Origin of the sequence: Bradyrhizobium sp. 2TAF36 (genome assembly GCF_052114925.1) — a bacterium.
GTDB lineage: Bacteria > Pseudomonadota > Alphaproteobacteria > Rhizobiales > Xanthobacteraceae > Bradyrhizobium > Bradyrhizobium barranii.
In genome coordinates this window covers 1-14,034 of the sequence record NZ_JBFRFR010000037.1, presented here as the reverse complement: position 1 = coordinate 14,034, position 14,034 = coordinate 1, and the positions used below count along the sequence as shown (strand labels likewise).

Sequence of the window (14,034 nt, the reverse complement as noted above, 5' to 3'; positions counted from 1 at the left end):
TCTTTATTCGAGGCGCGCCGATTTACTCGGCCGCCTGCGAGACCTTCATGCGCCCGGCTGCGTCCAGCACGGCCTTGACGATGTTGTGGTAGCCGGTGCAGCGGCAGATATTGCCTTCGAGCTCTTGGCGCACGGTGGGCTCGTCGAGCTGGCCGCCATGGCGGTGCACGATGTCGATCGCCGACATGATCATGCCCGGCGTGCAATAGCCGCATTGCAGGCCGTGATTGTCGCGGAAGGCGGCCTGCATAGGGTGCAGCTCGTCGCCCTTGGCGATGCCTTCGATGGTGGTGACGCTGGCGCCGTCGGCCTGGCCCACCAGCATGGTGCAGGATTTCACCGCCCGGCCGTCCACGTGTACGACGCAGGCGCCGCACTGGCTGGTGTCGCAGCCGACATGGGTCCCGGTGAGATTGAGGTGATCCCGCAGGAGCTGGACCAGCAGCGTGCGGTCCTCGACGTCGACGGCAACGGCCTTGCCGTTCACCGTCAGTTTGACTGTAGACACGGAACATACCTCCCCGGATTGATTTTGATTGTTTCTAATTAGAGACCGCCGCCCCCTGACATTGCAACTAGGATTTTGGTCACGCCGGTCATGGAAAAGTCATCGATCCTGACGAGCGGGCAATGACTTGGGCCGGCGAAGCGGGTCGACCGCCGCAAAATGGTCGGCCCAAGTGGGATGCCAGCCGTCATCCCATCCGGCCGGCTTTTGGCCGACAAAGCCGGAAATTGCGCAGGTGCGGCGAATTTACCGCCCTTTATCCATTCTGCCCTAGTTTTGCGCATCCGGGTCTGGAGGCGGGGCGCCTCCGGATCACGGCTGAATAGAAAATGGGGGTTGGAATGTCCGGGCGTATCGCGTCGCCGTCGAAGCGTACAATATTTCCGACCCTCCGGTTCCGCGCCAAGATCATCCTCGGCTTCGCCGCGGTGCTGGTGATCTCCGCCGGCAGCATGGCTTTCTCTTATTTCGGCTTCGAGCGGGTCTCGGCCGGGGTCGGGTCCTACCGCAGCAGCGTCACCGAGGCCGATCTCGCCCGCAACATCGACCGCGAGCTGCTCGCCTACCGCTCGGCCGTCCGTTATTTCGTCGTCACCGGCAAGGAGGACGATGCCAAGGCAGCGCTGGACGCCGAGACCGGCCTGAAGAGCGCCATCGATCAGGCGGTCAAGAGTGCCCAGAAGCCGGCGCGGCAGGAGGGCCTCAACAAGCTCGCCAAGGAATTCTCCAACTTCTCTGCGACCTTCGCAAAGGTCCTCCAGGCCAAGCGCGACAGCGCGCTGCTGGTGCAGAACCAGCTGACGCGCCAAGCCAATCTCCTGAAGTACAAGCTTGACGATATCGGCAACAACGCCTCCGATTCCGAGGCGCAGTCGATCGAGTTCGGCACCAAGCAGGTCAACGCCCAGTTCCAGACCGCGAGCGCCGCAGCCACCAATTTCGTGCTGACGTCCGACCAGGCGATCGCGACCAGCGCGCTGGCGCGGCTGAAATTCGTCGAGAACTCGCTCGGCGCGGTCTATTCCATGGACGACAAGATCGTCGCCGGCCTGAAGGACGCCAAGACCATCCTCGTGGCCTATCGCGAAGCGCTGGAGAAGCTGATCGCGAATGCCAAGATGGTCGACGAACTCGTCACCGAGATGAGCGGTTCGGCCGGCGCGATCCTGCAAGGCGCCACCGCCATGAAGGCGGACCTCGTCGCCGAACAGCAGCGGCTGGAATCGGAGTCGGAAGCGACCATCGGGCAGACCGAGCATCTGGTGCTGATGCTGGCCGTCGGCGGCACGCTGCTCGGCGCGATCCTCGCCTTCCTGCTCGGCACCGGCATCTCGCGTCCGATGATCGCGATGTGCAAGGCGATGCGCGAGCTCGCGTCGGGCAATTTCGACGTCGTGCTGCCGGGCCTCGGCCGCAAGGACGAGATCGGCGAGATGGCCGGCGCGGTCGAGGAATTCAAGGTTCAGGCCGTGGCCAAGGCCGAGCGCGACGCCGCCGCCAGCGAAGCCCAGAACAAGGAACTGGCCACCGCACGCCGTTCCGAGCTGATTCGCTTCGCCGATGATTTTGAAAGCGCGGTCGGTGCCATCGTGTCGAACGTGTCGGCTTCCGCCGTGCAGCTCGAATCGGCGGCTTCCACACTGACCCGAACCGCCGAAACCACGCAGACCCTGTCGAGCCAGGTTGCCGGCGTGTCCGAGCAGGCCTCCAGCAACATGCAGTCGGTCGCAACCGCGACGGAAGAGCTTTCGGCCTCCGTCGAGGAGATCGGCCGCCAGGTCCGCGATTCCAGCCGCATTGCCGAAGCTGCGGTGGTCCAGGCCAAGGAAACCGACGGCCGGATCGGCAAGCTCTCGCACGCCGCCCAGCAGATCGGCGAAGTGGTTAAGCTGATCACCGCGATCGCCGAGCAGACCAATCTTCTGGCGCTCAACGCCACCATCGAGGCGGCGCGCGCGGGCGAGGCCGGCCGCGGCTTTGCCGTGGTCGCCAGCGAAGTGAAGTCGCTGGCCAGCCAGACCGCGAAGGCCACCGACGAGATTTCCTCGCACATCGCGGGCATGCAGGGTGCGACGGCCGAGTCGGTCGCCGCGATCAAGGAGATCGGCGCCACCATCGGCAAGATCTCGTCGATCTCGACCTCGATCGCGAGCGCGGTGGAAGAGCAGGGCGCCGCGACGCAGGAGATTGCCCGCAGCGTCCAGACCGTCGCGCAGGGCACCCAGACCGCCGCCACCGACATCGGCCAGGTCAACCGTGGCGCCGCCGAAACCGGCTCGGCCTCGGAGGAGGTCCTGAATTCGGCCAAAACCCTGTCCAGCGAAAGCACCCGCCTGCGCGCCGAGCTCGATCGCTTCATGGGGAATATCCGGGCGGCGTAGCTGCGCTACGCCTGAGGCCCTCGCGGCCGCGCCATCCTCCGCTGTCGTCCCGGCGAACCTCGCTACGCTTGTGCGGGATGACGAGCGGAGAGGACCTGGGCCCGCGTCACCGAACCGCAAGTTGCGGTGCCCCACATTTACCGCCGCTTATCCTTTGCACTCTACCGTGCTCACGAGTCAGGAAGCGGGCTGCTTCCGGGCTGCGCCTAGTTTTCCGCGAATGGAATGGGGTGGGGAATGCCCGTCAAGTCGACGCCGAACACATCGAAGCTCTTCACCCTGCGTTTTCGTGCAAAAATCATCCTCGGCTTCGTGGCGGTGCTGGCCATCCTCGCCGTCAGCATGGCTTTCGCCTATTTCGGCTTCGAGCGGATCCAGGCCGCCGTGGCCTCCTACCGGGCCAGCGTGTCGGAAGCGGACCTCGCGCGGACCGTGGACCGCGAGCTGATCGCCTATCAGGGACTGGCGCGGGCCTATACGCTGACGGGCGCGACCGATGACGAGACCGCGGCCAAGGCCGCCGAAGAGAATCTGAAGGGCGCGATCGCCAAGTCGGTGGCGGCCACGACCAGCGCGGCGCGCCGCGAGCAGGTCGGCAAGCTCGAGGCCGAATTCCAGCGCTTCACCAAGGTGTTCGGTGAGATCATCACGCTGACGCGCGAGAACAACAAGATCGCCGCCGACGAGCTCAACAGCGTCGGCAACAAGATCCGTTTCAAGTTCGACGATCTCGCCGATACGGCCGCGCTGGCGGGCCTGAACTCGGTTCAGACCACCGCCAAGGACGTCACCTCGCAATATCTCGCGGTCTCCACCTCGGTCAGCGCCTTCGTCGCCAAGCCGGAGCCGAAGACCGCCGACGGCGTGATCGCCCGCATCAAGTTTTTGGAGACCCTGCTGGTCTCGATCTATGCCAATGACCAGAAGATCACCGACCGCGTCACCGAGATCGGCAACCTGCTGAAGCAGTACCGCACCTCTTTCTCGAAGCTGACTGAGAACGTGAAGATCATCGTCAAGTTGAACGGCGAGATGACCAAGACGGCGGCGGGCATTCTCAAGCTCTCGGCCGAGTTGCGGTCCGATCTGACCTCGGATCAGCAGCGCATCGAAGCGAGCGCCAACTCCACCATCACCGAGACCGAACGGCTGATGCTGATGATGGCGCTCGGCGGCCTCGCCATTGGCGCCGTGCTGGCCCTGATGCTCGGCAACGGCATCTCGCGTCCGATGATCGCGATGTGCAAGGCGATGCGCGAGCTTGCGTCCGGCAATTTCGACGTCGTGCTGCCGGGCCTGGGCCGCAAGGACGAGATCGGCGAGATGGCTGGCGCGGTCGAGGAATTCAAGGTTCAGGCCGTCGCGAAAGCCGAGCGCGACGCCGCCGCCAGCGAAGCCCAGAACCGGGAGCAGGCCGCAAGCCGCCGCTCCGAGCTGATTCGCTTTGCCGACGATTTCGAGAGCGCCGTCGGCGCCATCGTCTCCAACGTCTCGGCCTCGGCCGTGCAGCTCGAATCGGCGGCCTCCACGCTGACCCGCACCGCCGAGACCACGCAGAGCCTGTCGAGCCAGGTCGCCGGTGTCTCCGAGCAGGCCTCCAGCAACATGCAGTCGGTCGCAACCGCCACCGAAGAGCTCTCGGCCTCGGTCGAGGAGATCGGCCGCCAAGTCCGCGATTCCAGCCGAATCGCAGAAAATGCCGTGGTGCAGGCGAAGGAAACCGACGGCCGCATCGGAAAACTCTCCCATGCCGCGCAGCAGATCGGCGAAGTCGTCAAGCTGATCACGGCGATTGCCGAGCAGACCAATCTTCTTGCGCTCAACGCCACCATCGAGGCGGCGCGCGCGGGTGAGGCCGGCCGCGGCTTCGCAGTGGTCGCCAGCGAAGTGAAGTCGCTGGCCAGCCAGACCGCGAAGGCGACCGACGAAATCTCCTCCCACATTACGGGGATGCAGGGCGCGACCGCCGAGTCGGTCGCCGCGATCAAGGAGATCGGCGCGACCATCGGCCAGATCTCGTCGATCTCGACGTCGATTGCGAGCGCCGTCGAGCAGCAGGGCGCCGCAACGCAGGAAATCGCGCGCAGCGTCCAGACCGTTGCGCAGGGCACCCAGACCGCAGCCACCGACATCGGCCAGGTCAACCGCGGCGCCGCCGAAACCGGTTCAGCCTCGGAAGAGGTGCTGAACTCGGCCAAAACGCTGTCATCCGAAAGCACGCGCCTGCGCGCCGAGCTCGATCGCTTCATGGGCAATATCAGGGCCGCGTAAGGCTCGCCGCGCGTCAGGCGCTTGGCGCTTGAAGACCTCGCTATCGCCTCATACTCCGCTGTCGTCCCGGACAAGCGCGCCCTTAGGCGCGCGCCGATCCGGGATCCATACTCCCAGCGGATAGTTGAGACGGACGGTGGTAACTCCAAGTCTTCGCCAAACCACTCCCTGTGGTTATGGTCCCGGATCTGCGCTTCGCTTGTCCGGGACGACGGGGGGTAAAGAGCGCGAGTCTCACTCCCTCCCGAACGTCCGCTTCAACTCCACCTTCGCGCGCTCCAGGTTTTGCGCGAATGTGTCGTCTTTCTGACGTGAGCCATGCGTCAACTCCCAGCGGCTCCATCGGAAACGGACGATCCCAAGCGCTGTTCCCGCGGGAACCCGCCTTTGCCGCAGGCGTTGTCGCAGGTGGCAGGCGGAATGCCGCACCTCCATGATCGGAACGCCCCCGTCCACACCATGTGAACCGGGGCCGCTTCCATTGGTTAGACCCAGCAACGCGATGGAATTGCAGCAAAGCCCAGCGCTGAATTATGGACCTGCAGTCTCTGCGGCGGTCGCGGATGACCGCATCATCGAGACCAGCATTCCCGCGCGGCTCGATGCGCTGCCGTGGAGCGGCTTTCATACCCGCGTCGTGCTGGCGCTCGGGATCACCTGGATCCTCGACGGGCTCGAGGTGACGCTGGCCGGCGCGCTCTCCGGCGCGTTGAAGCAGAGTCCGTCGCTGCAATTCTCCAATCTCGATCTCGGTATCGCCAATTCCGCGTATCTTGCCGGTGCGGTGCTCGGCGCGCTCGGCTTCGGCTGGCTCACCGACCGCATCGGCCGCAAGAAGCTGTTCTTCATCACACTGGCGCTTTATCTCTCCGCGACCGCCGCGACCGCCTTGTCGTGGAATGTCGCGAGTTACGCGCTGTTTCGTTTTCTCACCGGCGCCGGCATCGGCGGCGAATACACTGCGATCAACTCGACGATCCAGGAACTGGTGCCGGCGCGCTATCGCGGCTGGACCGACCTCGTCATCAACGGCAGTTTCTGGATCGGCGCGGCGATGGGCGCGGTGGCGGCCATCGTGCTGCTCGATCCCGCATTGATCGGTCCCGATCTCGGCTGGCGCCTCGCCTATCTCATCGGCGCGACCCTTGGCCTCGTCGTGCTGTTGATGCGGATGTGGATTCCGGAGAGCCCGCGCTGGCTGATGATCCACGGCCGGCCCGACCAGGCCCACGCCATCGTGGACGAGATCGAGCGCTCTGTGATCGGGCATGACCGGCATGCGAGCGATGGCCGCTTCACGAAAATACGCCTGAAGATGCGCGACCACACTCCGATCAGGGAGGTCGTGCACACGCTGTTCTTCGTCTATCGTCAGCGCTCCCTGGTCGGCCTCGTGCTGATGAGCGCGCAGGCGTTCTTCTACAACGCGATCTTCTTCACCTTCGCGCTGGTGCTGACCGACTTCTACGGCATCAGCGCCGAGCATGTCGGCTGGTATCTCCTGCCGTTCGCCGCCGGCAACTTCCTCGGGCCGCTGCTGCTCGGCCGCCTGTTCGACACGCTCGGCCGCCGCGTCATGATCACGTTTACCTACGGCGTATCGGGCGTGCTGCTGGCGCTCTCGGGCTATCTGTTCTCGATCGGCGCGCTGAGCGCGCAGGGGCAGACCATTGCCTGGATGGTGATCTTCTTCTTTGCCTCGCCCGCCGCGAGCGCCGCCTACCTGACCGTCAGCGAGACGTTCCCTCTGGAAGTGCGCGCGCTGGCGATTGCGGTGTTCTACGCAATCGGCACCGGCATCGGCGGCGTGATCGGGCCCGCGCTGTTCGGCGCGCTGATCGACACGGGATCACGCACCAGCGTGTTCGCGGGCTATTTGCTGGGGGCCTTCCTGATGATCGTGGCTGCGATCGTGGCGTGGCGCTACGCCGTCGCCGCGGAACGCAAATCGCTCGAACAAATCGCGCGGCCGCTTGCCTTTATGGAGTAGACTATGAAATCGGAGCTCGCGGAATTGGATCAGAAGCGCCCCATGGTTGACGAAGAAGCGCCCGACGCGGTGCCGGTGCCGCATGCGCTCGTGCCGCATCTCGGCGAGACCGCGATCCTGCTCGACATCGACGGCACGCTGCTCGACCTGATGCCGACGCCGCGCGAGGTGTGGGTGCCGCCGGGCCTGTCGGAAACGCTGAACCTGTTGACCGAGCGCACGTCCGGCGCGCTGGCGATGGTCAGCGGCCGTTCGCTCAACGACATCGACCTGATCTTCGCACCCGACGTGTTTCGCGCGGTCGCCGGTCACGGCGCGGAAATGCGCCTGTCGGTGGGCAATGAGGCCGACGACGTGCATGCGCCGCCGATGGACAAGGAGCTGAAGCGTCGCCTGGCTGCGATTGCAAAGCTCAGCCCCGGCATTCTACTCGAGGACAAGGGCTATTCGCTGGCGCTGCATTATCGTCTCGCGCCGCATGCGGAGAAGGCGATCTTCGAAGCCGTCTCGCTGATCCGCGCCGATCTGCCCAATGCGCCGATCGAGGTGCTGCCCGGCAAGTTCGTTTGCGAGATCAAGCATTCCGGCTTCACCAAGGCCACCGGCGTGCGCGAATTGATGAAGCATGAGCCCTTCAAAGGGCGCCGTCCGATCTTCATTGGCGACGACGTTACCGATGAGACCGTGTTCGCGATCATGCCCGACATGAACGGGCTGTCCTTCTCGGTCGGTCGCCGCGCCATCGGCGTCAACGGCCATTTCGATGAGCCGAAGGATGTGCGCGCGTTCCTCGCGCGTCTGCTCGACGACACAAGGTTGGAATAAGGCACCGACACCTCGGGGCCACATTGTCGCTCGCGTCGTTCGCTTGCGCGCGCAATTCATGCTGGGCAACACAGTCACGAAAACTGACTTTGTTGAGCGAAACCGCCGGGTTCCCAGCAGAAAAACTGGTTCCAACGCATGTGCCTGATTTTGGTTTCATTTCGTACAAATGATGGACAGGAACCATATTGATGAACAGCAGTTAAACGGGTTGGAATGAAGGAGGGGACGACCTGTGAATTTAGTCGTCGTTTCAAATCGAGTTGCGCGCGGTAAACCCAACGAGCCGATGACGGGCGGCTTGGCTGCGGCATTGCTTCCCGTGGTGGAACATTCGGGTGCTATCTGGGTGGGTTCGTCGGGCCGTGTGCGCGACGGCCATCAGAAGGAACCGTTCGCCGAGATCGAAGCGCTTGGGTCGGGTGCGATAGCGACGCTGGATCTGCCGGCGGCGCATTACGGCGGCTATTACGAAGGTTTTGCCAATTCGGCGCTGTGGCCGGCGCTGCATTCGCGCAGCGATCTGATCCGCGTCTCGCGCGACGACTATGTCAGCTATCGCGAGGTCAACGCCTTCATGGCGCGCGCCTTGATGCGCTTCCGGAAAGCGAAAACGGCGTTCTGGGTGCAGGATTATCATTTCCTCGCGCTCGGCGCGGAGCTGCGCGATCTCGGCGTCGATGATCCGATCGGCTTCTTCCTGCACACGCCGTGGCCGGTCGTCGCGGTGATGCAGGGCGTGCCCAATCATCGCGAACTGATCACGGCGATGCTGGCCTACGATCTGCTCGGCTTCCAGACCAATGAGGATTGCCAGAATTTCCTCGGCTATGTCGCGAGTGAACTCGGTCTCGCCGTCGAAGACGGCGTCGCGATCTCGCAGCATGGCCGTACGCGTTGCGAGGTCTTTCCGATCGGCATCGATGCGGAAAAGTTCGCGGCTTACGCGGCGAAATCGGCCTCGCATCCCGACGTGTCGCGGCTGCGCCGCAGTCTCAACGGCGAGCGGCTCGCGATCGGCGTCGACCGGCTCGACTATTCCAAGGGTCTCGTCAATCGCATCAGCGCGTTCGACCGGCTCTGGACCGAGCATCCGCAGTTTGCGCGCAGCATCTCGCTGCTCCAGATCGCCAACCCCTCGCGCGGTGCGATCGAGGCCTATGGCAATCTCCAGAACGAGGTCGCGCGTCTCGTCAGCGACGTCAACGGCCGCCACGGCGAGGTCGACTGGACGCCGATCCGCTACCTGAACAAGGGTTTCAGCCAGGCCGTGCTTGCGGGTCTCTACCGCACCGCGCAGATCGGCGTGGTGACGCCGCTGCATGACGGCATGAATCTCGTCGCCAAGGAATATGTCGCCGCGCAGAACCCGGCCGATCCCGGCGTGCTGGTGCTGTCGAAGTTCGCCGGCGCCGCCAACGAGCTCGAAACGGCGCTGCTGGTCAATCCGCACGATATCGACGGCATGGCCCGCGCGATCGCGGTCGCGGCCGCGATGTCGCTCACCGAGCGCAAGATGCGCTGGGACGCGATGATGAAGACGCTGCGCGGCCACACCATCCAGCAGTGGTCCGCCGACTTCGTTGCCGAGCTGGAGAAGTGCCGGACCGAGAAGGCCGTCGTCGCGCCGCTCGAGACCCAGCCGCCGCAGGCGCTACGCTGGCTGAAGTCGGCGATATCAGGTGTAAGGTTGATTTAAGCTCTCTTGCTCTCCCCGTTCTCGCGGGGAGAGGCGCTCAATAACAATACGACACCCCGTCCAGAATCGCGCATTGCCGCTTGTTCGGCGCGTTGGGATCGTCCAGCGGCACCATGCCCTTGCCCTGGCCGACGAACACGCCGGGTCCGACATGCACCGAGCTCTTGTTGCCGATGATCACGCTCGGATGCGGCGAGGCGCTCGAGCGCGTCCCGTCCGGCCAGATGATGGCATCGCCCGAAAGCACGCCGCGCCGCCCGTCGTCGCAACTCACGTCGACGCCCTGCCGGGTGCAGACCTGTGCGGCGGCCGGCACGGCGAAGGCGGAGCCAAGGGCCGAAATCAGGCCCAGCGCGACGATGGTCTTTTGGATGGTCATGGCGTCCCCGGTCGTGTTTGGCGGTCTTGAGTGAATCGTCGCGCCAAACCCGCTTCCGGTTCAGCCATTGGGCGGTTCCGAGGCGCCAGCCGGCGCCAGATATTGTCTTTCAAATACAATATCTTACGGAAAATTCACCCGATTTACCCGCGGTCTCTTGCAAAATCATCGGCTCCCCTTCAAGAGAGGGCGCTCCGGAGAGATGGCCGAGTGGCTTAAGGCGCACGCTTGGAAAGCGTGTGTGCGGGAAACCGTACCGTGGGTTCGAATCCCACTCTCTCCGCCACCCCATCGATATTATTCCGTACTTGGAGCTGCAGACAGGCCAGAAACTCGGCCGTTTTCCTGCATTTCCGCGGGCGGAGAACTCCCGGCGGTCATCCAACAAGGGCCCGAATAAAGCCGGAGAACCGAATTTTCTCCGAATCTTTGAACCCGCAAAATTGGTCTAGTACGGCATTTCTTAGAAAATCAATGGCTTGGCTGCGAGGCGGTTTGGATCCCTCTCGCTCAAGCAAGAAGGTCTCGATCTAGCTCTACAGCCTGTGGTCGAAGCGAAATATATCAACAGATTCTGTCCAATGATGGCGTCAGCGCGACTGGGCGCCCACAGATTTCTCTGGGTGTCGCATCGCTTCCGCACTCTCCGAGAGGCCCTTCCTTCAGTATTAGATACGGCCCGCCAGGAAAACGCCGCTTATGGAAGCCCAGGATTCATTTCTGCACGGAGCTACCGGGAAAGCACGAGGCTAGGCTGCAGGGGCAAGCCAAGCAGACCAGCGGCGCAAGAGCCCAATAGTCCATTTAGGGTATATACAACGCGCGTTTTGGAATCACAGGGATTCCGTTTTGCATATCGCGGCTCGTTCAATGCGAGTGCCGGTTAGGGGCGCGGTTTGCCTTTCGCATCAGACCCGAAGGCAACTGCCTGTCTTGAAAGACGGTCTGAAGGCCATCCAAACGCGCCACGACCTTGAGTGAACTAGAAAGGCCGCGTATGTCCGCTACCGATCTTCAATTTTGAGCATCCGGAACTGGTTCAACGAAAATGATTAAGGGCGGGACGACGACGGGGATATTGCTCGCGATATTCTCGTTTGCCACGGCAGTTGCCTCTGCGGAGCCGATGAAGTTTCAACCAGGCGGAAACGACACGCGCTGTCGCGAATGCGGCTTCATAGAAGCTTCAGGGGAGATTGCAGATGGTACGCCGCAAGCGTTTGAGCGCTTTCTTGATTCAGCGCCAGACTACGTTCCGAAGCGGATTCGGCTGAACTCACTCGGTGGCAGTCTGCAGGCCGGAATTAGATTGGGTGAGATGTTTCGCGCACGCGGTTTTACGACAGAGGTTGGTTCCGACAGAGCCGATCCCGAAGGGAGGCCATATTTTGGGGGCCGCGCATCGCTGAGAACTCCCGGAGTTTGCGCGTCGGCTTGCGCCTATGCATTCTTGGGTGGCATTGAGCGCGTTCTTGATGAGGGCTCGAAGCTCGGAGTCCATCGTTTCTATAGCAAAAATGCCCTAGCCCAGCCAGCAGAGAAGATTTTTTCCGGTCACGACCTCGACGATACGCAAAAAATTACGGCTGCACTCGTTCTGTATCTCGTAAACATGGGCGTCGACGCAAAAGTGGTGAGCCTCGCTGCGACCGCTGGCCCCGAAGAAATGTACTGGATTAACCTCGAAGAAGCTCGTGATCTCCGCGTGACATATGAGCCTCGAGCGTGGAAGCCTTGGCGACTTGAGCCATTCCACGGAGGTGCAATTGCTATCTCCGAAACGAATGACGGCACTAAGCGCATGGTCGCATCGTGCACTCGCCRCCTCGGACCACAAGTAGTGCTAACCAATTTTGATGCTTCATGGGATGTCGCTTATTGGTTTGGGCAGTGTCAAACAAATCTCTTTGGCGGCGCTCATCCGGTGTTCGGCGCTCAAGTTGATCCTACTCACGTTCAGGTGCTCAAAAGAAAAGAAGGCGGTGCCATTATACGATTCCGTCTCTCAACCGCCGCGCCGAGTCTAACGTCTCCTGCGCTATTCAGCTTCGGTTCGCCAGCCTACCCATCTGCATGCATGTCCGATCAATATGAAGGAAGCAAAACCAATTTTGAGCCGACGGTTCGCTTGGCTTTCGGCAACTGCTTCCAAGATTGATGCTGTCTGGGGTGCGCCTTGGCAACGATGTCAGCAAGCCCTTTGCGTACAGGAAAGGTGGCTCCGATTCGGCTATGGCATGCGGCAGTGGGTGCGAGGTCGGAGCCGAATTTAGGCAGGGGAGGCCACTTGATGGCGCCGTTGAAGACAGGAGCGGGGACTGCGATGAATGATGCTGAATTGAAACGCGCACGGGAGGCTTACGCCTACATCCCGGCCAAACTGACCCGAGCCCGTGAGGGCGGAGATAGCGACATACGATGGGAAGACCTCCGGCTTTCGCCTAGCGTCCCGCCGTCAAACTGGTACTCGGACGTGACGAAAAGACAGAGCTTTTCATCCTTGGAGCTGGACAACTTCCACTCTGCGTTGCTGGCAAGCGATGCCCCTCTGGAGCTTCTTCATGGGCTACTATCGGTTGTCTTCTGGGGCTACGTTTCTGGAACAGACGGCAATATACGTGAAGCGAGGGCTTTGAAGCGAACTTGGTGGCACCTTCGTGGAAGGGCCAATTCGTCTCCTCAAATGCCGCAGGAAATCATCTTTCACCTAAAGAACGCTCGCGCTCTATTGGAAAAAAACCAGATAGGCGATGCGCTCATTGAAGCGATGCGCATTAAGTTTCTAGGAATGGCGTTCGGGTCGAAAGTCCTGGCGTTCATGAACAGTAAGGTTGCAGCAGTATACGACGAAGTTATCAGCTTGCGACTGGAGGAGCACTCCAACGGAGCGCTGAGCAGGCTGGCCAACGGTGTGAAACTTACACGCAAAGTAGATCAAGCAAATCTCTACGCAGAATGGTGTGGTTGGTGTCTCGAGAAGGCTCGTGCTCTCAATGCGGCAGGGGCACTATGGCGAGATTGGAATGGGGCTGACAATGCGTGGCGCGCGGTTGACGCAGAGAGAGCCTTCTATGCGCTCGGCCGCTGACCAGGCCTGACCGTGTGGCTGCGCGATGAATGGCCCGTCAGAACTCCGAAGATGCGGCGACATCGCTCAATCAAAACGCCGGAATTCGAGGGCGAACGCGCGCTCCGCTTTTGCTGCGATATAGAATTCTACTTTTGGATTGATGGCGCTCGCGGCCTCCATGATCGTTTCTCGATCTTCTTGGTTAGCACGGCAGCCGAAATAGATGGCGGAAAGCTCGGGAACGTTAAATTTCAAGAATTGGGCTGCGTGAGTTTGCGAGAAATTATAAACGCGCCACTCTTGCTCATAGCTCCAATCGACCGCCTTCGACAGAATGGTGCGCTTGACAATACTGTCGCGAGCCAAATCGGTCGTCCCTGTAAACAAGCCCCGAAGATCCTCTTGGTTGCAAAATCGCGGCATCATCTCCGAGTAAACAATTGGCTCAGCAACAGACCAAGAGCTGTCCGTTTCCTCGAGGCAGGCTAAGCGTATCACGATGCCGCGATGACTGTCCGCATAGTGCGACCACATTAGCAGGCTGTCATTCACTGCCGAGAGGCATAGTACATTGTATTTTTTAAAGTGATCGCGAAGGTTTGAATGCATCTGCGGCATGTTCACGGGCAAATTATCTATTGCTGTGCGAAATGCTTGCTCCAAGACTTGGTCAAGTACCGACGCCGGAAGGTTGGGGGATAGCCTCTGCAATCGAGCCAGCACATTGCCGAGCCCGATGCTCGGCTCGAAGTCTCGTCTCCCGAGAAGAATGTCTTTCGAGTCCTCCTTGCATATCTGTCAATCGGCCCTTTAATTGCGGTTTGTTGTCAAGCTACCATTCTTCCTCTCTCCAGTGACACGCCGGTAGCGATTGCTCCGTCGGAGCTGGTCAGGTTGCGGAGACGGGGAGC

Annotated in this window: 10 protein-coding genes and 1 tRNA gene; 8 read left to right on the top strand and 3 right to left on the bottom strand. The window is 61.7% G+C overall.

Going from position 1 to position 14,034, the window contains the following annotated elements; genetic code table 11:
• Window positions 1-22: 22 nt before the first annotated feature.
• Window positions 23-508 (bottom strand): (2Fe-2S)-binding protein, encoded by a 486-nt coding sequence (locus tag AB4Z51_RS21885; protein WP_071908555.1) that lies wholly within the window; start codon window positions 506-508, stop codon window positions 23-25.
• Between the two features lie 341 nt (window positions 509-849).
• Here AB4Z51_RS21885 and AB4Z51_RS21880 point away from each other — a divergent pair, with 341 nt between their 5' ends.
• From AB4Z51_RS21880 to AB4Z51_RS21860, 5 genes are all read left to right on the top strand, one after another.
• Window positions 850-2,889 carry a methyl-accepting chemotaxis protein gene (locus AB4Z51_RS21880; RefSeq protein WP_439033857.1) on the top strand — a complete coding sequence of 680 codons (2,040 nt, stop codon included), beginning with the start codon at window positions 850-852 and terminating at the stop codon, window positions 2,887-2,889.
• A gap of 237 nt (window positions 2,890-3,126) precedes the next feature.
• A complete protein-coding gene (locus tag AB4Z51_RS21875) occupies window positions 3,127-5,160 on the top strand; it encodes a methyl-accepting chemotaxis protein (RefSeq protein WP_439033858.1) in 2,034 nt (677 codons plus the stop codon).
• A gap of 502 nt (window positions 5,161-5,662) precedes the next feature.
• A complete protein-coding gene (locus AB4Z51_RS21870; protein WP_439035692.1) occupies window positions 5,663-7,150 on the top strand; it encodes an MFS transporter in 1,488 nt (495 codons plus the stop codon).
• Between the two features lie 3 nt (window positions 7,151-7,153).
• Window positions 7,154-7,975, top strand: coding sequence for a trehalose-phosphatase (gene otsB / locus AB4Z51_RS21865; RefSeq protein ID WP_063980508.1), 822 nt, complete (start codon window positions 7,154-7,156; stop codon window positions 7,973-7,975).
• A gap of 235 nt (window positions 7,976-8,210) precedes the next feature.
• The gene (locus AB4Z51_RS21860) at window positions 8,211-9,674 is read left to right on the top strand and encodes a trehalose-6-phosphate synthase (protein ID WP_085403638.1); all 1,464 of its coding nucleotides are present in this window, start codon (window positions 8,211-8,213) and stop codon (window positions 9,672-9,674) included.
• A gap of 37 nt (window positions 9,675-9,711) precedes the next feature.
• Here AB4Z51_RS21860 and AB4Z51_RS21855 read toward each other — a convergent pair whose 3' ends face one another.
• Window positions 9,712-10,053 (bottom strand): hypothetical protein, encoded by a 342-nt coding sequence (locus AB4Z51_RS21855; RefSeq protein ID WP_071908548.1) that lies wholly within the window; start codon window positions 10,051-10,053, stop codon window positions 9,712-9,714.
• Window positions 10,054-10,249: 196 nt separating this feature from the next.
• Between AB4Z51_RS21855 and AB4Z51_RS21850 the strand changes: the two genes are divergently transcribed.
• The 3 genes from AB4Z51_RS21850 (at window position 10,250) to AB4Z51_RS21840 (ending at window position 13,141) form a co-directional block, all read left to right on the top strand.
• A tRNA-Ser gene (locus AB4Z51_RS21850) sits at window positions 10,250-10,339 on the top strand.
• Window positions 10,340-11,101: 762 nt separating this feature from the next.
• Window positions 11,102-12,211 (top strand): hypothetical protein, encoded by a 1,110-nt coding sequence (locus tag AB4Z51_RS21845; protein WP_441497954.1) that lies wholly within the window; start codon window positions 11,102-11,104, stop codon window positions 12,209-12,211.
• 165 nt (window positions 12,212-12,376) lie between these two features.
• Window positions 12,377-13,141, top strand: coding sequence for an 8-oxoguanine DNA glycosylase OGG fold protein (locus AB4Z51_RS21840; protein WP_441497953.1), 765 nt, complete (start codon window positions 12,377-12,379; stop codon window positions 13,139-13,141).
• Window positions 13,142-13,207: 66 nt separating this feature from the next.
• On the opposite strand, the gene AB4Z51_RS21835 is transcribed toward AB4Z51_RS21840, so the two are convergent.
• Window positions 13,208-13,741, bottom strand: coding sequence for a DUF2971 domain-containing protein (locus AB4Z51_RS21835; RefSeq protein WP_441497967.1), 534 nt, complete (start codon window positions 13,739-13,741; stop codon window positions 13,208-13,210).
• Window positions 13,742-14,034 lie beyond the last annotated feature (293 nt).

Bases quoted from the DNA above. Each gene is read 5' to 3' on its own strand.
- otsB (WP_063980508.1), top strand. From the start codon at position 7,154: ATGAAATCGGAGCTCGCGGAATTGGATCAGAAGCGCCCCATGGTTGAC.
- AB4Z51_RS21835 (WP_441497967.1), bottom strand. From the start codon at position 13,741: ATGCCGCAGATGCATTCAAACCTTCGCGATCACTTTAAAAAATACAAT.
- AB4Z51_RS21880 (WP_439033857.1), top strand. From the start codon at position 850: ATGTCCGGGCGTATCGCGTCGCCGTCGAAGCGTACAATATTTCCGACC.
- AB4Z51_RS21870 (WP_439035692.1), top strand. From the start codon at position 5,663: ATGGAATTGCAGCAAAGCCCAGCGCTGAATTATGGACCTGCAGTCTCT.
- AB4Z51_RS21875 (WP_439033858.1), top strand. From the start codon at position 3,127: ATGCCCGTCAAGTCGACGCCGAACACATCGAAGCTCTTCACCCTGCGT.
- AB4Z51_RS21855 (WP_071908548.1), bottom strand. From the start codon at position 10,053: ATGACCATCCAAAAGACCATCGTCGCGCTGGGCCTGATTTCGGCCCTT.
- AB4Z51_RS21840 (WP_441497953.1), top strand. From the start codon at position 12,377: ATGAATGATGCTGAATTGAAACGCGCACGGGAGGCTTACGCCTACATC.